Annotated in this window: 17 protein-coding genes; 4 read left to right on the top strand and 13 right to left on the bottom strand. The window is 44.4% G+C overall.

The features are described from left to right. Positions 1-125: 125 nt before the first annotated feature. From ACYQ0Y_RS08255 to helD, 3 genes are all read right to left on the bottom strand, one after another. The gene (locus tag ACYQ0Y_RS08255) at positions 126-1,337 is read right to left on the bottom strand and encodes an MFS transporter (RefSeq protein ID WP_407883205.1); all 1,212 of its coding nucleotides are present in this window, start codon (positions 1,335-1,337) and stop codon (positions 126-128) included. Between the two features lie 151 nt (positions 1,338-1,488). Then, a complete protein-coding gene (gene coaA / locus ACYQ0Y_RS08250; RefSeq protein ID WP_407883203.1) occupies positions 1,489-2,415 on the bottom strand; it encodes a type I pantothenate kinase in 927 nt (308 codons plus the stop codon). A gap of 110 nt (positions 2,416-2,525) precedes the next feature. Next, positions 2,526-4,844, bottom strand: a complete 2,319-nt coding sequence (gene helD, locus ACYQ0Y_RS08245) for an RNA polymerase recycling motor HelD (RefSeq protein ID WP_407883201.1) — start codon at positions 4,842-4,844, stop codon at positions 2,526-2,528. 587 nt (positions 4,845-5,431) lie between these two features. Here helD and ACYQ0Y_RS08240 point away from each other — a divergent pair. The 3 genes from ACYQ0Y_RS08240 to ACYQ0Y_RS08230 all read left to right on the top strand — a co-directional run bounded on the left by ACYQ0Y_RS08240 (position 5,432) and on the right by ACYQ0Y_RS08230 (position 9,344). Next, a complete protein-coding gene (locus tag ACYQ0Y_RS08240; protein WP_407883200.1) occupies positions 5,432-6,079 on the top strand; it encodes a VTT domain-containing protein in 648 nt (215 codons plus the stop codon). Between the two features lie 25 nt (positions 6,080-6,104). After that, the gene (locus ACYQ0Y_RS08235; RefSeq protein WP_407883198.1) at positions 6,105-7,967 is read left to right on the top strand and encodes a monovalent cation:proton antiporter family protein; all 1,863 of its coding nucleotides are present in this window, start codon (positions 6,105-6,107) and stop codon (positions 7,965-7,967) included. A gap of 720 nt (positions 7,968-8,687) precedes the next feature. After that, positions 8,688-9,344, top strand: coding sequence for a histidine phosphatase family protein (locus ACYQ0Y_RS08230; RefSeq protein WP_407883196.1), 657 nt, complete (start codon positions 8,688-8,690; stop codon positions 9,342-9,344). Between the two features lie 206 nt (positions 9,345-9,550). Here ACYQ0Y_RS08230 and ACYQ0Y_RS08225 read toward each other — a convergent pair whose 3' ends face one another. From ACYQ0Y_RS08225 to ACYQ0Y_RS08185, 9 genes are all read right to left on the bottom strand, one after another. Beyond that, positions 9,551-9,859, bottom strand: a complete 309-nt coding sequence (locus ACYQ0Y_RS08225) for a hypothetical protein (protein WP_407883194.1) — start codon at positions 9,857-9,859, stop codon at positions 9,551-9,553. A 100-nt stretch (positions 9,860-9,959) separates the two neighbouring features. Then, entirely contained in the window at positions 9,960-10,955 is a 996-nt protein-coding gene (locus tag ACYQ0Y_RS08220) for an alpha/beta hydrolase fold domain-containing protein (RefSeq protein WP_407883193.1), read from the bottom strand. An 815-nt stretch (positions 10,956-11,770) separates the two neighbouring features. Next, positions 11,771-12,739 (bottom strand): ABC transporter ATP-binding protein, encoded by a 969-nt coding sequence (locus tag ACYQ0Y_RS08215; protein ID WP_407883191.1) that lies wholly within the window; start codon positions 12,737-12,739, stop codon positions 11,771-11,773. A 16-nt stretch (positions 12,740-12,755) separates the two neighbouring features. Further along, a complete protein-coding gene (locus ACYQ0Y_RS08210) occupies positions 12,756-13,877 on the bottom strand; it encodes an ABC transporter ATP-binding protein (RefSeq protein WP_407883189.1) in 1,122 nt (373 codons plus the stop codon). Positions 13,878-13,889: 12 nt separating this feature from the next. Then, positions 13,890-14,912, bottom strand: coding sequence for an ABC transporter permease (locus ACYQ0Y_RS08205; protein ID WP_407883187.1), 1,023 nt, complete (start codon positions 14,910-14,912; stop codon positions 13,890-13,892). Next, positions 14,912-15,841, bottom strand: coding sequence for an oligopeptide ABC transporter permease (gene opp3b / locus ACYQ0Y_RS08200; RefSeq protein ID WP_407883185.1), 930 nt, complete (start codon positions 15,839-15,841; stop codon positions 14,912-14,914). Before opp3b ends, ACYQ0Y_RS08205 begins: the two co-directional genes overlap by 1 nt. Positions 15,842-16,024: 183 nt before the next feature. After that, positions 16,025-17,662, bottom strand: coding sequence for a peptide ABC transporter substrate-binding protein (locus tag ACYQ0Y_RS08195; RefSeq protein WP_407883183.1), 1,638 nt, complete (start codon positions 17,660-17,662; stop codon positions 16,025-16,027). Positions 17,663-18,036: 374 nt separating this feature from the next. Further along, complete coding sequence (locus ACYQ0Y_RS08190) at positions 18,037-18,426, bottom strand: hypothetical protein (RefSeq protein WP_407883457.1); 390 nt, start codon at positions 18,424-18,426, stop codon at positions 18,037-18,039. Positions 18,427-18,613: 187 nt separating this feature from the next. Beyond that, on the bottom strand, positions 18,614-20,251 hold the full coding sequence (locus tag ACYQ0Y_RS08185) for a peptide ABC transporter substrate-binding protein (protein WP_407883181.1): 1,638 nt from the start codon (positions 20,249-20,251) through the stop codon (positions 18,614-18,616). 231 nt (positions 20,252-20,482) lie between these two features. Between ACYQ0Y_RS08185 and hflX the strand changes: the two genes are divergently transcribed. Then, a complete protein-coding gene (gene hflX, locus ACYQ0Y_RS08180; protein ID WP_407883179.1) occupies positions 20,483-21,763 on the top strand; it encodes a GTPase HflX in 1,281 nt (426 codons plus the stop codon). Between the two features lie 88 nt (positions 21,764-21,851). On the opposite strand, the gene ACYQ0Y_RS08175 is transcribed toward hflX, so the two are convergent. Further along, a complete protein-coding gene (locus ACYQ0Y_RS08175) occupies positions 21,852-22,007 on the bottom strand; it encodes a hypothetical protein (RefSeq protein WP_407883177.1) in 156 nt (51 codons plus the stop codon). Between the last annotated feature and the right edge of the window lie 89 nt (positions 22,008-22,096).

Below are 22,096 nucleotides of genomic sequence, written 5' to 3'. Positions count from 1 at the left end.
TTGTTTTCAGACCTCTTTACGGCTCTTATTGCGATGACATAGCGGTTTAACTGACCACATAAAAAGATGCATTTTGCAAGCAAATTGCAAAATGCATCATCGTTCGTCTCGTTTAAGTTAAAAAGCTAGGATTCTGACTGGCGCCGTGAAAAAAGCCAACTAATGACGAAAATTGCCATAGCTAAAGTCACACCCATTAAAATAAAGGTACCTTCGCCCAACCAATCGATAATAAACCCGAAGATAAAGTTACCAACCGGATGCATAAAATCAACGGAGATAAACCAAATTCCGAAAACTCGTCCTAAATAGGCCACTTCCGTTTGATCTTGCACTAAGGTGTATAAACTAACGCCGATTCGTGAAATCAAAAAGCCATAGATGCCAGTAACGACCAGCAACACCAAATATGGTCGCCACACGCCGGCAATCAACATCACCGCCGCGAGTAAATAGATCTCATGTTCAATTTGATTCATGGTGCGTACTTTTTGTGAGCGGATCAGACTCAGGCCTCCGAGCATGCCGCCAATTGCCATCACCGCCATTAAGTAACTATATAAGTGCTCATCACCATTGAAATAATGTTTAACATCATATGGTAATAATAAATTAAAGGCGGCATAGAAAATATTCACGACACTGTCAACAACGACCATCTGAACCAATAATGATTTGCCTAACACATATTTAAAACCGCTAGTGAGACTTGACCATATTGACAATCGCTGACGGCGTTCCGGTTGATAACGATATGAAATGCCTAACACCAGTGCGATAGACAACAAAAACGAGGCCGCATTAATAAACAGAAACTCGCGGAAATTGACCCATTTAATGGCGAGTAACGCGCCACCCAATAGTGGGGCAAAAATATCTGCCAGATTAATTGACGTGTTAGACAAAGCATTAAAGCGTTGTAGCGCTGACGTTTCAATCAATTCTGGCACCAATGCTTTGGCCGCTGGAAAGTTGAAACCTAGACCAATGTCTAAAATCACCGTTAACAGTACCAGCTGATAAAACACTGGATGATTGACATCGACAATTAAGGCCATTAGTAAACAAGCAATAAAACTCAAAACATCTGACCAAAACATGACCATTTTACGATTCATGCCGTCAACCAACGGCCCCGCTAATAAATCAGCCACGACCAACACAATTCCGCCAATCCCTTGAACAATTCCCAGTAAAGAGGCAGTCCCTGTGGCCTTAACAATGAACCAATTTAATCCAAAGATATACAACGCATCTCCGAGTCGTGAAATGAACGGACTTAAAAACAACGGCCAATTGAACGTCCGTTTACGATTAACTACCGGCAATTCTGACATCTAACCGCCCCCTTTCCATATCTGTTAAATTCGTTCTATCATACCAAAAAATCAGCTATCGTCGCCTGCTTTTGGCTTTTTCAAAACAAAAAAGCCCAGTCAAGATGATCACACTCACCCAACAAGGCTCTACTGGTCTGGACAACCAGCTTCAATACTTCCGCAGATAGACAGCATCAATGGTATGATGCCTGACTTTATGCAAAATGACGTTAGCCCGATTACGCGTTGGCAGAATGTACGCTTTCAGGTTGCGCAAATCAACATCATCCCAGACCTGTCGTGCATATAGAAATGCATCTTCTCGTGATCCAGTCGCCAATTCATGATAAAAATTAGTGGGATCGTTGAATGCAGAATTCAGCAAAATATTGAACCGTTCCAAGAACCAATGCTCAACTAATTGCGGATCCGCATCTACATAGAGGGAGAAGTCAAAAAAGTCACTGACAAAAATTTCAGCTTGCGAAGGTAATTGTAAGACGTTGATGCCTTCAACAATTAAAATGTCTGGTTGATCGATTTCGTCATACTCATTAGGAATCACGTCATACACCTGATGTGAATACTTAGGTGCTTGGACATGAGGCTTAGATTGTTTGACATCATTTAAAAATTGAATCAGTCGGGGCATGTCATAACTATCTGGAAACCCCTTGTCATCGGCAATCCCTTTCGCCTCTAACACGGCATTAGGGTATAAAAACCCATCAGTGGTGATTTGTTGCACTTTTAGTTGCGGGTATAAGTGTCGTAATAGCAAGGCTAATAGCCGAGCAGTTGTCGACTTTCCAACGGCAACTGACCCAGCAATCCCGATTAAAAAGGGCACATGCCGGTGAGAAACGCGCAAAAAATCACTACGTTCATCATTAGCCCGTTGGAAATCCCGGTACTTCAATAGAATGTAATGCACCAATGGCATGTAAATTTCGCGCACATCGTCCAATGAAATACGGTCATTTAATGAGCGTATTTGTTCCAAATCAATCTCATCTAATGGTACAGACTCAGCATCGAATAATGTTTGCCACTGATCACGTTTAAATTGGTCATAATTATCAAGTTGTTCAGCCATTTGCTTGCCCCACGTTTTTAAAAATTCCTGTTCAGTATACCATAGCAAAACGGGTGTGAAACCACTTTTTGAAAGCGGCTTCACACCCGTTGTTATTTTGATTTCACGCGTTACGCAGTGACTGTTTCTCGCGTATACAACGCTGCTGGCACACGATCCATTAATGGCGTTAATTCACCAGTTGCGAGCAATGTTAATTGGTGCATCGCCCGCGAGCAGATCGTGTAGAGCAATTGCCGCTCACTTTCGTCATAGTAAACTTTCTTAGAAGCATCCCACACGATCACCGCGTCAAACTCTAACCCCTTTGCTAGATACGCTGGGACAATTAAAGTTCCCGGGACTAAGCGCTGATTTTCCGTTCGAATCAGTGTAGCCTTCACTCCGGCGGCCTTCAATTGATCGGCGACCGCTTCACAGGCCGCTAATGTTTTCCCAATAATAGCGGTCGTCTCATGGGCTTGGTCGTTAGCACTCAGTTGTGTCAATAGCCGCTGTTCTTGTGCGGATTGAGTTGGTGCTACCGAGACAATCGGTTTATTACCTGCCCGATTAAACGCCGTAATTTGTTCCCCATCGACTAACAAGGCCTTCGTGAAATCCGTGATCTGTTGGGTCGACCGATAGGATTTCGTTAGCTGAACAACCCGCGTCTTTTCTGGATCAAACATCGTTGATAGTTCACTGAGCAATGTCCGGCTGTTTTCTTGTGTGAAGATTGCCTGGTTTAAATCACCGAGTAATGTAAATTTAGCCCGTGGAAAACTAAACTTCAGAAAAGCTAATTGAAAGGCCGAATAATCCTGCACTTCATCAATGAAGACAAAACGAATTGCTTTCTCACCTTTTTTGCCAGTCATCATATCGTATAAGTATAGATAAGCAGAGGTGTCAGCTAATGAAAGCTGATGGTTTCGGTAACCTGATAACGTCGCTTCAACACTTGCTTGCCACTGTGCTTCACTGATTCCTTGCGCGGATAAGTCAAGCATGGCCGGTACATGACGCAAAAAGTGTGCGTATTGCGCGTTAATGTTCAAATACCGACTCCGTGAAATGGCCAATTGAACGGGTTTAAACGCCTTCATCACGATTTGTCGCGCTAAGAAACGATACTCTTTATCTTGGCTATCGAATTCACGTGGTTGATCTCCAAACATGGTATCGACTTCTTCACGGGTCAAATTCTGCACTGCTTCTTCAACCCATTTGTCGCGAATCTCCGTTGAAATACGGCGATTCAAGATCTTAATGAGCTCCTCACGCGTTGCTGATAATCGATTGGCCAAATGATAATTTTCGTTGAATGAATAATAAATTTCTGCAATTTTTTCCTTACTGATGAAGACTTGATCACGAAATTTAATATCACGAAAACGCATGTCCGCTTGTTCCAAATGATTTGCGTACTCTGTGACCACGTTAAAGTAGTTAAGGCTCCCCTTTAACGTATTTACCGCACGAAACTGATCATCCGTTGTTGCTTCAAAACGTTGTTGCAATGTTTCAACTTGAATTTTCGGCAGACGGCGATTGGTGTACTGCAAGTATGTCATCTGCACCATGTTTTGTTCACCTAATTCAGGTAATACTTGATTGATGTAATCGTTAAACAACTGATTAGGTGAAAACAAAACCACTTGTCCAGCGGTCAAATTTCCCCGATACCGATACAGCAACCAGGCCACTCGCTGAAGCACAGCTGCCGTCTTCCCAGATCCAGCTGCTCCCTGAACAAATAGGAGATCAGAATTGGTGTCTCGAATAATCTGATTTTGTTCTTTTTGAATGGTGGTCACAATACTCTTCATCTTAGTATCGGAGGCATTGCCTAACGCCTCCATCAACATCGAGTCACCGACAACTTCATCGGTATCAAACATCGTCACAATCACGCCATCTTTAATCTGAAATTGACGTTTTAACTTCACATCCACAGTTTGTGGACCATCAGGAGTCTGATACGTAATGTCGCCCAGGCCACCATCATAATAAATTGAAGAGATTGGCGCCCGCCAATCGTAAATCAAAAAGTGATCTGGTGAGTCGGCAAACGAACCCAGGCCAATGTAAATTGTCTCTGGCTTACCAGTTGGACCTTCTTGAAAATCAATTCGGGCAAAATATGGCGTCTGTTCTAACTTCTGCAACACGTCTAACCGTTGCGTGGCATGTTGCCAGCTATTCTGGCGTTCATCAAGCATTTGTTGTTGTGCACGTAATGACATGGCAGTATCCGTCATGCCTTCATAGCTACCTGTATTTAGATGAACCTCGCCAAATGCCCGTTCAATATCTTTTCGGTCTCGGGCCGCAGTGGCAATATCCTCACTAGCGACCTGTTGCGCAACCTTAATTTTTCCAATGACACCATCTAGATGCACTTGTTCTTGTTGCTCGGCTGAGTCAGTCACGTGATCGCCCTCCATCTTGTCTATGGTCCCCCTTGATTCACTTAAAATCAAAGTTAATCAGCGAAAAATCGTACTAAATATTATAGCTCAATTAGGGTGGTTAAGTAAACTGATTGGTATGAATCGATGGCGTTACCTTTGCGTGGGCGGGTGTCAAAAATTGGCGTTAGATTCCCCCTTTTACAAGGTTATTACTGTCGACCAACCTGAACTTTGCGGGTGTTCGGCTGGAACGCCGTGGGCCTGCTCTGAATCCGGAAGTACACAGGCTGAGCCGATGCCTACTACGTCCAGGTTGGTCTACTTTCGGTTCACCCGCTTAAATTTTGGGGCTAGTGTAAGCACCAAAGTACAATTCATACTGGCCTGATCCTAAACACCACCACGCCAAAGGATTAAGTCTGGCGAGCGCGTTTACATCAGAGCGTAAGCCATCACGAGTGAAGACGAGCGCGTTCCGCCAGAGTAAGTCAACCGACTGAATTTGGTCAATCATGATCCACATAACTAAAAATTCATCAAAGTCAGCTCCGATGTCTCGCTATTCATACCTATTTTATCTACACTTAAGGGTAATCGGAGGACGACGAGGAGGACAGTGCATGTCACAACTCTTTCACATTTTGAGTCACTTACAAGAATACATTTTGCCGCTTTTCTCTTGGATGGGCGATTGGAGCTACGTCACCTTGTTTCTTCTGATCTTTGCGGAAACCGGCTTGGTGATTTTTCCATGGCTCCCTGGAGAATCTTTGATCTTTGTGACTAGCGCCATCGCGGCCGCGACACAATCAAATTTAGACATTAAAATCTTAGTCCCCATTTTCTTTTTTGCAGCAGTATTGGGCGATACGATAAACTTTCGCATTGGCGCTTGGCTGTTGCGCTTCAAATTCATTAATCGTCATCTGCGTGGTGGCTTAGAACGCGGCCGTGATTTTTTTAAGCGATATGGCGGTCGCGCCGTCATCTTCGGCCGTTTCGTGCCACTCATCCGCACATTTGTCCCACTCTTAGCTGGTTCAACGAAGATGAGCGAACGTCGATTTGCGATTTTAAACGTTATTGGCGTCGCATTGTGGGTCACTGTTGGTAGTGTCCTTGGCTACTACTTCGGCCGTCTCCCATTCGTCCAGCACCACTTTGCCTGGATTTTTGTTGGCGTCGCTGCAATCGGGATTTTACCTGGCTTTATCGTCGCATTAACACGACATCTACGCCGTCACTCTAATCACTTCTATCGACCATAATGCTTAACCTTGGGAGGCACGTTCCATGGGGCAACTTTCACTATTAATCTTATTATTAGCGGCCTTAATGACACCCTTGTTAATGGCTCGTTTTAAAATTACGTTCTTACCGACCGCCGTCGTCGAAATCATTGTCGGTATTGTCCTCGGCACGAGCGGTTTCAACTGGATTCATACCTCGAGCACGCTCAACCAATTGTCCACATTAGGCGTGATTATTCTATTATTTTTAAGTGGCATGGAAATTGATTTCAGCCTTTTTCGTCGCCATCCCCTACCTCAAACGGCACGTGCAAAGAAGGCCGCCGCCAATTCACCGCGACAACTGGGTCCACTCATGCTCGCCATCCTCGCTTATGGCACCGTCGTCATATTAGCAATTGCAATGGGTTGGACCCTCAAAACCACCGGCTTATTCACAGATCCATGGTTAGCTGCCATTTTATTTGCCACCATCGCGTTGGGGGTGGTAATCGCTACGCTAAAAGAAAACGAATTGCTCAGTCGCCCCTATGGACAAACCTTGCTCTTAATCGCAGTTCTAGGTGAAGTGGTCCCGATGCTGAGTCTCACGGTCTATGCGAGTCTGGTCGGTCATGCGAGCAAATCAATCTATTGGGTGCTGATCTTATTCATTGTCGCTGCCATCTTGCAACTACGCTTCCGCACCTTTTTCACGTGGTTTGAACGAATTAATAAATCAACCACTCAGTTGGACATCCGCTTAGCTTTCTTCCTCATTGTCGCCCTCGTCACTGTGGCTGAAACGGTGGGAGCCGAGAACATCCTCGGGGCGTTTGTTGCTGGTATTGTGATGAAATTACTCGAACCACGACCAGCGACGCAAGAGAAACTCGATTCAATCGGTTACGGCTTCTTCATCCCGATTTTTTTCATCATGACTGGCGTTAAATTAGACATCCCCGCCCTAATGGCCAGTCCGCAGACCCTCTTATTGATTCCTTTACTATTTATTGGCTACGTGGTGGCCAAACTTGCGATCTGGCCCATTCTGAAATTACGCTTTAAGGCCGTCAATGCAACGGCCGGAACTGCCCTATCGGTGACCACCATCACGTTAGTTTTGGCTATTGATTCCGTTGCTGTCTCGCTCCATCAAATGACGAATCAACAAGCTGGTGCCTTTTTGTTAGCGGCGATTATTACCTGTATCTTTGCACCACTACTATTTAACCGCTTATTTGCTGCTGACGCTGAACCATTGCCCAAACAAACGGTCCATTTCATTGGCACCAACATCACCACCGTCCCGGTGGCCCAGCAACTGGCTAAAGGGTGGTATGACATTGCCATGTTTACGGATAAACCAGAAAACTATCGTGCCTATAATAGTGAAGTTAATGTCACATTGGTCGATCCATTCACGCCTAAACGACTCGCTGATATTGGTGCCTTTGATGCCGATATCTTGTTTATTGGTCATTATAACGCGGCCCAAAACGCCGGCGTTGCCTTAGCTGCTAAAGAATACGGTGTGCCCCGCGTATTGGTTCGCTATGAAGATCGCAATATTTTAGATCAAACCGAAGATCAACTCACTGCAGCAGGGGTCGAGGTCTTCAATACGGGGGAAATCACACTAGCCTTGTCGCGCAGTCTCATTGAAGCGCCTGATACCTTGCGCATTTTGACCGACACCGATGCGGGAATTTTCGAAGTCACTATCCTGAACCAGCGTTTCACCGGCATCAATCTCAGCGATCTGCCATTCATCAATCAAATCACAATTTCACAGGTAATTCGTAATCGACAATTTATCAAACCAACTGGAAATTTAGTGTTACAGCTCAATGATCGCTTAATTTTCACTGGCTCTAAAGCCGCCATTGCCGACATCCGCGCAGCTCTTGGGACCGTTAATCATTAGTAAAATCGACTGGCTTAACTTTGTCACTGGTTCTGTCACCCTGCAATTGATTGTCGACGTAAAGTTTAAGCGGGTAGAATTCTAAGAATAAAAAGGGAGTGACCCCTCTAGTGATCGAATGTTAATTTGAAGAAAACAATCTAAACACACTGGAGGAATCACGCTTGTCGTCTGTATTACAAAAAATCATTACCGAAATGGTCACTTCGTTTGGAAAGTCCGCTATTTCATTACTTGCAGGTCGACAGGCGGACCGGATTAAGGCAATTGGCGAACGAACATTGGACACGAGTGTTAGCACAAAATGCGATAGTATCAAGCCCACAGCTTGTCCAATAGGATCAAAATCGCCTTTGGTCCGCCCGATAGAAGCGATCACGCTGCAAGTCGAAAGATAGGTGAGTGAACTGAAAAGTAGACCAACCTGGACGTAGCGGGCATCGGCTCAGCCTGTGTCGTTATCGTTAGCGTCCTTCGCTTACGATAAAGTCTGACTGTGAAATCAGGGTACTTCCACGTTCAGAGCAGGCCCACGGCGTTCCAACCGAATGCCCGTAAAGTTCACGCTTGGTCGATCGTGGATAACACTGTCAAGGTTTAACCTATCACTAGTCTAAGTGACTACCCCACTAAAAGTTGACGCCATCAATTGACTAGATTGATTGGAGCGAAACACCGGAATTTGCTATGATAGGACTATTAATAATTACGGAGGCTCTCATGTCATTTAATGTTTACATGGTTCGTCACGGGCAAACTTATCTGAATTTATATCATCGGATGCAAGGGTGGGTGGACGCACCGCTGACCGAAAAAGGAATTAACGATGGCGAACACGCCGGTTTATTGCTGAGCCAGATTCCGTTCGATGCTGCTTATTCGAGCGATTTACCGCGGACTTTTGCCACGGGAAAACTAATTTTGGCCGCCAATCCTAGTGCACTTTCACAGCCGATTCAGCGCCCAGAATTCCGTGAACAATTCTTTGGCTTCTGGGAAGGCTATGATGACATGCTCATGTGGCATCAAATCGGTTCCCCCAAGGGCGGCGATAGCTACAACGCCTTGATCGAAAAGCTGGGACTCAAAGATGCAACTAACTTGGTCGCTGACGCTGACCCTTATCATCATGCGGAGCACTACGATGATTTATGGCGTCGAATTCAAGCTGGCATCACCTTCTTGCGGCAACAACATCACGATGGTGATAATGTCTTAGTGGTAACCCATGGAACGTATTTACGACATGTCATCGATCACTATTCCGACAAATTTGCATCCCAACCTGGGCCACGCAATGGTAGCGTCACTAAATTAACCATCGACGCCGACCACGTCACAGTTAATTATACTGATCGTCTCGACGCTCAACTTTAAGGAATAAAATAAATAAGCAGGTGCGACTTCAATTGGGTGCGCACCTGCTTATTTTTTGTTCGCCCTTAAAAAACGGCTAGTTACCCACCGAAGACCATTTTGGATAAACCACCGTCATCAAAAAAGACGCCCACTTAAGCTGGAGCGCCTCGTAAATTAAAATTCAGAGCGATTCTATTATGATACGTTCAGCAACGATTGCCGAGTTATGCTTGCTCAGTCGTATATCGCGGTGCTGCCAATAGCGGCTGTCCAGCCATTCTGTCATGTTGTGACGACTGTTTTAAAGCCATCGTCAATGCCGCTAATTTAGGGTCACGATGCACGTGAGTTAAGTCAACACGATCTTCTTCACCTTCAACAAAACGACGCGCCACCTGATTGATTTGACGGGCCAGTTGCTTAGTCGGTCGTGACTGCTCCGAGCTTTCATAAGCGGCAATATCATGAACCAAGCGTCCGAGTAATTCGTCATTTTCAATATGGTTAGCTAAATACAAGATCACTTCATTCATCCTGAGCACCTCGCCTTTCGCCTGAATGTGACCAACAGGATAAAACTATTTTTGTCTGAAGTCAACCATATTAAATATCTCAGCGTAACACAAATCTCAACTAGCCGATTGCCAATGGTTGTTCCAGCACAAAAATCAGTTGATCAAAGGCTTGATCAGTCTCGGGTAACGGCAAGCTGAAGAAATTGTGCATCATATAAGGATAATCGAAAAAGTCAATGTCAACGCCAGCTTGTTTAGCCTTTTCACGAAATTTAACTGCGTCTGGATAAAGTAATTCCCGCGTGCCAACAAAAATGGTTAACCGTCCCAGCCCAGTGACATCTCCATACAGCGGACTAACGTGCCAGTCGGTCGTGACGGTATTGTGCGCATAATAATGACCCATCATCACTTGTAACGAGTAACGATCTAAGACCGGATCGGCAGCCTCATAATACCGAATTTCATCATTGGTTAAGCCCACATCTAACACCGGGGAAAGGGCCACAATGTTTTTCGGTTGCGGCAGGTCCCACTCCTTTAGTGCCTCAGCTAATGTCAATGCCAAGCCACCCCCAGCGGAGTCGCCAATAATAATTAACTTAGCCGGATCGACTGTCTTGAGTACCTCACGATACAACCGTTCCAATGAGGTTAAAACATCCTGGTAGTCGTAATTTGGAGCCAGTGGATAGATCGGCATTAACACTGTCCCTGATAATGTATCAGCTAGTTTACGGGCAAACCGAATTTGCATCGCTTGTGGCTGATTCCAAAAACGACCGCCATGCAAGTAAATAACGGTATATCGATTGTCATGATAACGTCCATGGAATTCATAAGTTGAAGGATACGTTGACGACATGATCGCATGATACTTGGCTTTAAACTGCTGATTCATTTGCCAAGGTTTCGCATTTTTTTCAGCAAAATATTCATACGTGACTAAATTTTCCGCATGCTTATAGGGACTAAACATTTTTTTGGGTTGTAGACGCATTAACCCAGCCAAGACCTTACTACTAACACTACGACGCTCAATCAAACGCGCCTGAGCCGTGACGGCTGCGGCCCCTAAAAGCGCGGTTGCTGTCAGGATCTGTTTAACCTTCATGGAAATCCTCCAAAATTGCTGGCTAACATCAAAGCCAAATTGTGGTTTTCGTATCCACCACAGTTTACAACTTATCTAGGGCGGTTGCCTAGCTTTTATCAGAGAGTGTGAGCAAGACCGAGTGAGGCCGAGCAACAACTGGAAATCACGGACGGGTGGGCTTCACCCGGTAGTGATTGCTGGTTGTGCATAGGACTCAGGTCTGGCGAACACGTTTACATCAGAGTGTAAGCAAGACCGAGTGAGGCCGAGCAACAACTGGAAATCATGGACGGGTGGGCTTCACCCGGTAGTGATTGCTGGTTGTGCATAGGACTCAGGTCTGGCGAACACGTTTACATCAGAGTGTAAGCAAGACCGTTTTGAATCTGAGCAACAACGGACAATCACGATTGAGCAGGCTAATCGCAAGGATGGAGCATTATTAAAGAAATCTGGTCTTTCAGTTATATTTTCAGGTCTATTTAAGCTTGATTCAGTATCTTAAATATTGTTGATAGCAATATTGCTATCACACTCCTACACTCCGAAAGAATTCATCCCCCAAAAGCCTTCCTGTTATGGCTAGCAGGAAGGTTTTTAGCTGGCCGAACAACTTTGTTCAAAAAAATTGGTGGTTTTTAAGTTATTTTAAGCTCCACCAGTTATCTTAGATAGTGTTGATGGCCAACAACTCTGTCAACAATATCTCCTGACATATTTTCAAAAAATAAACCACTCTAACAGCGACTTCCTCAGTGAAGTCGCTGTTTTTGTTGAACAAAAAAGTCGTTGACCGCCTTCACTTGAAAGCAACCAACAACTTCAAATAATCACTAAGCTTGCTGTAAGACTTCTAGGCCGGCCTTACGAGCACGATCTTGATACATCCCAATTTCATCTTCAGCCGCCCGAACAAAGTGATGCGGTGCAATTTCCACCATCTTACGTGGTTTACCATCACTTTCACGACTGGAATCATAGTCCAACTGCTGTCGGGTCCGTTCAATCTCTGGATCAGGAATGGGCACGGCTGACAATAGGCTCGTCGTATAGTCGTGTAGTGGTTTGGTGTAAACCTCATCGGCTGGGCCGATTTCTAACATTCTTCCATAATGCATCACTCCGATTCGGTCAGAGATATACTTCACCATTGACAGGTCATGGGCGATGAAGAGATAAGTCAAACTCTGCTTAACTTGCAATTCCTTCATCAAATTAACCACTTGCGCCTGAATCGAAACATCCAGTGCTGAAATGGGTTCATCTGCAATGATGAATTTAGGATTAACGGCCAACGCCCGTGCGATTCCAATCCGTTGACGCTGACCACCAGAGAATTCATGAGGATAACGACTAGAATGGTCTTTATTTAAACCAACCGTTTCCAGTAAATCTTCCACCATTTTAGAACGCTCTTCGTCATTTTTAGCTAAATGGTGGATATCAATTCCTTCAGCGACGATGTCTTTGACTTTCATCCGGGGGTTTAATGACGCATATGGGTCTTGGAAAATCATCTGCATTTCTTTCCGAAATTCCAACTGTTCCTTACGATCTTTGATTTTAGAAACATCACGTCCATCAAAGCGCACCTCACCGCCAGTTGGTTCATATAAATGAATGATTGCTCGCCCAGTCGTCGTTTTGCCAGAACCCGATTCACCAACTAGGCCAAACGTTTCCCCTTCGTAAATGTCGAAGGAAACGTCGTCAACGGCACGAACTTCATCACGTTTGCCAACGTTGAAGTACTGCTTCAGATCTTTAACTTCTAAAATCTTTTTCCGATCTGTGTAATCCATTTTGACGCTCCTTTCTTTATTCACGATCATCGTCGCTCGGAGCGGCCGGTGTCGGTAGCGGTGCTTCTGGTCGAATCAATTCGCCATCGGCATTGTGCATCTTGGCCCATTGATCTTGTCGTTTCGCAATGGCCACCGGTGGCACCACTTGTGGTGAACGTGGATCTAATAGCCAAGTTGCCGCGTAATGTGTTTCAGAGACCTTAAAGAACGGAGGTTCCTGTTCTGCATCAATCTTTAGCGCATACGGATTACGGGCCGCAAATGCATCTCCCTTAGGCGGGTCGAGCAAATCTGGCGGCGTACCAGGAATAGCGGACAAGTCGCCGCTGCGCGTATCTAGCGTCGGCATCGAGTTCAATAACCCCCATGTATAAGGGTGTTGTGGATTGTAGAAGATTTCGTCAACCGTGCCGTATTCCACGATTTTACCGGCATACATAACGGCAATCCGGTCAGCCATACCAGCAACAACCCCAAGATCATGGGTAATGAAAATGATGGAAGTCTCAATCTTTTCTTGAAGTTCTTTCATCAATTTCAAGATCTGTGCTTGGATGGTTACATCCAAAGCAGTCGTAGGTTCATCGGCGATCAGAACTTCTGGATAACAGATTAAAGCGATTGCGATCACGATTCGTTGCCGCATCCCACCAGAAAATTGGTGTGGGTAATCGTTGATCCGGTGTTCTGCATCAGTGATACCAACCAACTTTAACATTTCTAAAGCTTGCTCCATCGCTTTTTCGCGTGAAACATGATTGTGAACCCGCAATGGTTCAGCGATCTGACGACCAATTTTCATTGTTGGATCCAACGAAGTCATTGGGTCCTGAAAGATCATCGCAATATCTTTACCACGAATTTGTTGCATTTCTTGTTCAGACTTCTTAAGGACATCTTGACCATGAAACAAGATTTCACCACCAGCAATTTCAGCATTGTCGGCGTTCAATCCCATTAAAGCCCGTGTCGTTACCGATTTACCCGAACCAGATTCACCAACAATTGCCAGCGTTTCACCCTTTTTTAAATGGAACGAGACATCACGAATCGCCTTAACTTTACCTGCATAGGTGTTGAAGTTAATGCGCAGGTGGTTGACTTCGATTAAATTTTCATTCTCAGTACTTTCCACGATTAACGTCACCTACTCTCTTGAACGTGGGTCAAAGGCATCCCGTAAGCCATCAGCAAACAGGTTGAAACAAATCATGATCACCATCAACACGATGGCCGGGTACCACATCTGGAAAGGTAAAAACTGGAAGTTCTTTTGCCCATCAGAAATCAAGGTCCCTAGTGAAGCAGTCGGTGGTTGGATCCCAATCCCAATGTAAGAAAGGAAGGCCTCAAAGAAGATGGCGCTGGGGATCGTAAACATTGTCTGAATAATGATGACCGAGCTCATGTTGGGAATTAAATGCCGCATGGCAATCTTCCATGAACTTTCACCTAGCGTACGAGCCGCCAAGATATATTCTTGACTCTTCAAAGTCAACGTTTCGGCCCGAATCAAACGGGCCATCGTCGTCCAACCGGAGATCGCGATCGCCAAAGAAATTGACAACAGTGACCCTTTCATCACGACCAGTAACAAAATCATGTAAACCAAGTTAGGGACGGAAGACAGAATTTCGATAATCCGTTGCAGAATTAAGTCCGTTCGGCCGCCCCGCCAACCTGAAATCAGTCCATACCCGATCCCGACAGTTAAATCAAGCAAGGTGGCAATTAGCGCAACCGCCAGGGAGACACGGGTCCCGGCAATGATCCGTGACAACAGATCACGACCTAAGTAATCCGTGCCCAAAATCCAATATTTGCCAGCAGGTACATGCTGGGCGGTGTAGGCATTAACCCGGCCACCGTCAACACTTTTTGTTCCGTCTAGACCAGGAATATGAACACCTGGAATTTTTGGTGGCAAGTTCGTATATGCGGGTTGCGCGTTATTCGGTTGATGCGGTGAAATCACCGGGCCAATCAAGGCTAACGCGAAGATGACCAATAAAATCCACATTGAGACAAAGGCAATTTTATTTTTCTTTAACCGCCGCCATGCATCCTGCGTGAAAGTCAACGACGGAGCGGCAATTTTTTCATTATCTAGATGATCTTCTTTACCAAGCGGTTCAAATGCATCATCTGGAACATTGACGTTTTCAGCCATTAGCCTTGACCTCCTTGCAGACGAATTCGTGGATCAACAATACCGTAAACAATATCCGTTAATAACAAGACGACCACGAGTAGCACGGAGTACATCATCGTAATCCCCATGATCGTTGGGTAATCGTTAGTCGTAATCGACTTAACAAATTGTTCCCCAATTCCGGGGACGGCGAAGATATTTTCCACCACCAGCGATCCAGTCATCAGGTTAACAGTCAAGGGACCAATTAACGTAATCAATGGGATCAAGGAATTACGCAAAGCATGGTGATAAACCACGCCGGTCTGTGATAACCCCTTGGCCTTCGCTAATTCAATGTAATCGGAGCTCATAACATCGACCATTTCAGTACGGATAAACCGCGCCGTCGTGGCAAAGGGCGAACCTGCTAACGCAATAGTTGGTAGAATCGTGTATGCGAAGTTCCCCCAACCAGCCACGGGGAAGGCCCCAGCTTTAAGGCCAAGATAGTACTGCAACAAAATGGCCAAAACAAAGCTTGGAATGGAAATCATTAAGATTGAAATAATCGTCATCGTACCATCAACCCAGGTGTTGCGGCGAATGGCAGCGATGCCCCCAACGATGATCCCTAATAACACGCCAATAATCATTGCCTGTACCCCTAATTGGAAGGAGGCTGGCATCCGCGTTGCTAAAAGGTAAGACACGGGTTGATTATCAAATTGGAATGAAAGGCCAAAGTTGCCGTGAACCATTCCGGCTAGATAAATTACATATTGTTGCCATACTGGCTTATCTAACCCATACGTGTGATAAATCATTTGAATCTGAGCATGCGAGAGTTTCGACTCGTTACTTAACGGTGTCCCTGGCAACAACTTCATCATGAAGAACGTGATGGTCGCAATCAGAAATAGCGTTAGGAGGAGGTAAAACAAACGCTTCAGTAGGTATTTTGCCATAAACTACTTCCTCACAATCTAACCAAACGAGTAATAATTGCTAGATTTTCAACAAATGAGATTTTGCTGAAAATCATTAACATTTATCTTAAAACAAAACGTGGAGAGAAACCAGAACGAAATGGTCTTTCTCCACGTTGCCCGAAACGGTTAACCCTTTCGGTTCGTGCGAACGTCACCTGATTACTTAACGTCAACGTTCTTGTAGTTCCAGTTAATTCCTGCAGAGTTGTAAATGAGACCCTTAACATAACTCTTGGTCAAGAATGGACCAGAACCTGATGCTGTCCCCCAGTAAAGTGGCACGACCCCAACATCTTTCGTCAAGATCTTTTCAGCATTAACTAAATCGTTGTAACGAGCTTGCTTATTATTAGCGTCCTTACCAGCTGAGTCTTTAACCAAAGTATCATACTCTGCGTTATTCCACTTACCATCATTTTGAGAGTTGTCGGAAGTCATAATCGATGAATAAGTGTATGGATCATTGTAATCAGCGCCCCATAGTGAAACAACAGAGTCAAAGTCGCCAGATTGTGACTTGGCCAACCGATTCTTAAATGGCACATTTTGCAGTGTTACCTTAACGCCTGGTAGCTTTTCAAATTGTGATTGTAAGAATTCGGAATTTGACTTACCTGTTGAGGTATCATCGGCCAGTAAACTAAAGTTCAAACTAGAAATGCCGACTTCTTTTTCCCCTTCTTTAAGTAACTGCTTTGCCTTGGCTAAGTCGTGATCTGTGTAGCCACTAACTTCAGCCTGCTTAGCAAAGTCTTCACCTGTGGATGGGTTCTTGGCAATGTCTGTTGGAATAAAACCAGTAGCTGGCTTTGAGCCGTCTTGTAAGACGTTATCAGTCAATTGCTTGCGGTCAATGGCCAAAGACAAAGCTTGCCGAATTTTTTCGTTCTTGAAGGCTGGTACCTTGGCTTGGTTAAGCTCTAGGTAAGCTGACGTTGAACCAGGATAAAATTTGTAATCTTTACTCTTCTTGTAGTTGGCAACCTGTGAACCAGTCAATTGCGTCTGATCAATTTTACCGGAGTTGTATAAGTTAAGATCCGTGTTAGCTTCCTTAACCACTTGGAAGTTGATGGTTTTCGTCTTAACCGCACTCTTGTCCCAGTAAGTATCGTTCTTAACCCACTTCCACTTAGTGTTGGTCCCTGTCCAACCTTCCATCTTAAATGGACCATTGTAAACTTGGTACTGCGACTTCATCCCATACTTTGAACCATACTTGTCGACCACTTTTTGATCTTGTGGGAAGAAGATTGGGAACCCAAGTAACAATTTGAAGTAAGGAATTGGCTTTTCAAGGGTTACTTCGAGTTTGTACTTGCCGTCTGCCTTAACCCCTAAACTATTTACGGCTGCCTTTTTATCCTGAATAGCAGAAGCATTCTTCACGCCATCAAATAGATAAGCATATTGAGACGCGGTCTTCGGATTATTAGTCCGTCGCCATGAGTAAACGAAATCTTGCGCGGTGACTGTGTCTCCGTTAGACCACTTGGTGTTCTTACGCAAGTTAAACGTCCAGTGCAGCCCGTCTTTAGAAACCGTTGTCTTGGTGGCTAATGCATTTTCAGGCTTCGCATCTTTACCGATGCGATAGATCCCCTCTTGCGTGTTAGCTAGGGCAGTCAATGATGAATTATCTGTCACCTTAGACGTGTCCATACCTGGCAATTCAGCCGTAGTAGCTAAATTTAATGTTCCTTTATGTGAAGATGCACCTTTGCTGCCACACGCTGCTAACGTAATGGCAGAGATGGTGGCAACTGCGCCGAGTGCTAGTACTCTCCGCAACTTCATATCCCCAACTCCTTTTTCAACTGTACATCCACCACAATGAGTGATGTACGCTCCTAGTTAGATCCATTACTCCAGTAATCGACCATGGCCCTCAAGACAAATGATTCAATTTGAAAACCTTAGATTGAATACTAAATGAGAATTTGGTTAATGTCAATCGAGATTCTGCCATTTTTAAAAATCACGTTTGTTATCAGGGTTGAAAAAGGCTCCAAATCATTGTTATATAAGCGATTCGCTTACAACATTACAATCCTATTTCTGGTGATAAAATTAATCATCGATGTCAGAAAACGTTCGTTATTCCTGTGATCTGCGAAAATTTAAAAAGCATTTTTCTCATTTAATCCATGGTTTTTTTCATTTAAGTCAAATTATCTATTCGCTACGCGGGTCAAGTTGACCGTCAGGACTTCATCAGGTGTTGTCTGGTAATCAGCTAAAATCCCCTTAACGATGCCCTGTGAAGGACCGTGAGTGGTGACAGATTGTTCATAATTTTGAATCCAAGTCGCCACAGCATCAAAGCCAAATTCAAAGCCTTCGAAGACCTGCATATATTCTGTAGCACGCGGGTTCGTCGTCACAATCGTAATTTTAGTTACTTGTTGATCAGTAACAACCAAGGTTAGTTTAATAAGTCCGTCATCGTGAACTGTCTGAGTGCCATCTGTCAATTGTTCAGGTAATTTATATTGTGCTAACCGCATATTCTGGTTATACACATCGCGCACATATTGATATGAACCTAATGTTAATGCCATCATAAGGACCTTCCTTTCTTAATTACCGGTATCGTAGCAATTAAGCCCCAGTGGTGCGATTAATTGCCCTCGCTAAATTAACCAAGGCAAGTGGATTGTCGAACTCAACAAAAAACCGCCACTCTCCAAATTTCGAAAAGTGACGATCTAAAATATCAATCAAACTCATTCATTATTTCAACAAAGCTTATTTAACATAAGCTTCCTTATAGTTCCAATTAATTCCGGCTGAGTTGTAGATAATCCCTTTAACGTATGGTCGTTGCAAAAATGGTCCTGATCCGGAAAATGAACCTGTGTAGAGTGGCAAAACGCCATAATCCTTAACTAAGGTTTGGTCGGCCGTGACTAAGTTCTTAAACCGGGCTTCTTTGTTCAATGCATTTTTGCCCGCAGAGTCGGCAACATTCTGGTCATACGTTGCATTCTTCCAAAGACCATCGTTGTAAGTCCCATCAGAAGTGAAGAGGGCAAACGTGTATGGATCGTTGTAATCAGCGCCCCACAGCGTGACAACTGATTGGAAATTGTGATCAGCCGAACGTGTTAGGCGTGTCTTATATGGCACATTATTAACGTCAACTTTGACTCCCGGCAACTTTTCAAATTCGGTTTGCAAGAACTCTGCATTTTTCTTCCCGGTATCAGTATCATCCGCCATTAGGCTGAAGTGTAAATCGGTGATACCAGCTTCTTGCTCACCTTCTTTTAACAATTCTTTGGCCTTAGTTAAATTCTGTGTCAATGCGCCTTTGACCTCAGCTTCACTCGCGAAATCTTCACCGGTGGATGGATCCTTTGCCAACTTAGGTGGTGTAAATGTCTTAGCTGGCTTGGAACCATCTTGTAGCACGTTATTGGTTAACTGTGTCCGACTGATTGCGTAAGATAATGCTGCCCGAATCTTTTGGTTCTTGAAGGCAGGCACTTTGTCTTCGTTCAATTCAACATAGGCCGCCGATGAACCAGGTCGGTAAATATAATTTTTGTTGTTCTTGTATTGAGCGACTTGATCCCCAGTCAACTGGGTCATATCAACTTTCTTGGAGTTATATAGGTTAAGCGCCGTGTTGGATTCTTTAACCACTTGGAAATTAATCTTATCTAGCTTCACGTGCTTCTTATCCCAGTATGTGTTGTTTTTGACCCAACTCCATTTAGAATTCGTCCCCTTGTATCCGGAAACTTTAAAGGGCCCATTGTAAACTTGTGTGGCTGAAGTTTGACCATATTTCTTACCATACTTGTCAATGGCTTTTTGGTCTTGCGGGAAAAAGACTGGAAAGCCGAGTAATAATTTAAAATATGGAATTGGCTTCGATAAAGTAACAGATAATTTATACTTGCCATCAGCTTTAATGCCTAAAGAACTCAGCTTTGCCTTGCCCTTTTGCACAGCATCAGCATTCTTCACCCCTTCAAATAGGTAAGCATATTGAGAACCGGTCTTGGGATTGTTCGTCCGTCGCCATGAGTCTACGAAGTTTTGGGCTGTCACCGTGTCACCATTTGACCACTTGACGCCGTGACGCAAGTTAAATGTCCAATGAAGCCCATCCTTAGACACGGTGGTCTTAGTAGCTAATGCATTCTCAGGCTTTGAGTTCTTGCCAAGCCGATAAATTCCTTCCTGTGTATTTGACAGGGCGGTCAGTGACTCATTATCTGTCGCAATTGACGGATCTAGAGTCGGCATTTCAGCCGGTAACATCAGGTTTAACTGTCCCTTATGCCCCGACGCTCCCTGACTATTCCCACAGGCTGCTAATGTGAATACCGATAACGTTGCTGCCGCACCTAGTGCCAAAATTTTTCCAACTCTCATTCAACCACACTCCTCAACCCTCAACTCAGGCAGTACACCCCTCGCATCAAACTTATGTAACGAAAAGTTGAATTGATATTAGATTAAAATAAAATTAAAGTCAATGTTTTTTTGCTAATTTATTTTTAATCATCCCATCAATAAGCGTTACCATCCCACCGTCATCACGGCCATCATTGGATTCATGCTATACTAAGTACATTAAAATCATTTAGAAACGAGGCAACGTCTATGGCTGAAACAGCTGTTGCACCTAAGGCAGTCATTATCGCTGGTCTAAACACTGGAGATCGCAACTTCGACTATTCGATGGAAGAACTTGCTAATTTAGTGGCTGCCAACCATATGATCGTCAAAGAAGAGGTCCGCCAAAAATTGGATCGGCCACATCCTGGTACTTACTTCGGCAAGGGGAAAGTCGCCGAACTAGCCACAATCGTTGCCAGTGAAGACTTGACGACCATTGTGACTAACGATGAGCTAACCGCTTCGCAAATTCGTAACCTTGAACGGGAAACCAAAGCATCGGTTTTAGATCGAACTGCCCTCATTTTGGATATTTTCGCCAATCGCGCCCAGACACGTGAAGCTAAATTGCAAGTGCAAATCGCGCAATTGCAGTATCAACTTCCCCGCCTCCACACGAGCGTCAATCAACGGCTAGACCAACAGACAGGTGCTGGTGGTGGCGGTGGATTCACTAACCGCGGGGCCGGTGAAACGCAACTGGAAATGGACCGGCGAACGATCAATAACCAAATTAAACACCTGAAAGCAGAATTGGCTGAAATCACTAAGGCTGCCACAACTCAACGCACCCAGCGTGAAAAAAATGGCTTGCCAACGGTCGCCTTAGTTGGTTATACCAATGCCGGCAAATCGACAACCATGAATGGCCTAGTTCGTAAATTCGGCGCTAATGAAGACAAGCAAGTTTTCGAAAAAAACATGTTATTTGCAACCTTGGATACCAGTGTCCGGCAAATCACCCTACCAGATCAAAAACAATTTTTACTGTCAGATACCGTCGGCTTTGTCAGCAAGCTACCACATAACCTAATTGAAGCCTTTCGATCAACCCTAGCGGAGGCTGCCAATGCGGACCTACTCATTCAAGTCGTTGATTTCGCCGATCCAAACAGCGAAGCGATGATGACGACGACTAATGAAACACTGGCGGCAATTGGCGTCACCGATATTCCAATGATCGTTGCGTTTAATAAGGCCGATTTAACGGACGCCAATTATCCGGTTCGAGAAGGCATGCAACTCATATACTCGGCCAAGGATGACGCTTCATTAGATGAACTAATCGCAATAATCCGTGAGCAAATTTTTCAAAACTATCAAACCGTAACGTTGTTGATCCCCTTCGACCAGGGTAATATCCTTAACTTTCTCAATGAAAAGGCACATATTTTGGCCACTGATTACGTCGCTGAAGGAACGAAAATTACGGTTGAATTAACGGATGAATCTGCCAAACGATTTGAAAAATATCGAATCGACTAAGCAACGAACCTAAAAAGCACGTCGCCAAAGCCCACAATTATGGGTCTTTGACGACGTGCTTTTACATTGCAACGCTAAAATTTACCAGCTAAGCGTGCCCATGCCACCGCTTACGTAATTCATTTAGCTGCATTAATAACTGTGCAACGCTTAGTAACAACATAAATTTTCCCAAGAATCCGGGACGCTTTGGGGTTGTTGCTGAAGTAGCATCTGGTTTGGGCTTGAATTTATCTTTTTTCATTTACAATAGCCTCCCAATGAAGTTGTCTGACCAGCTAATCAATTCTTGCCTATCATTATCATACCGATTCTATTTAGGTTCCGTCCAAT

Source organism: Furfurilactobacillus curtus (assembly GCF_054657915.1).
Note: the sequence above shows the minus strand (reverse complement) of the source record. Positions and strands in the feature narration are given on the sequence as shown.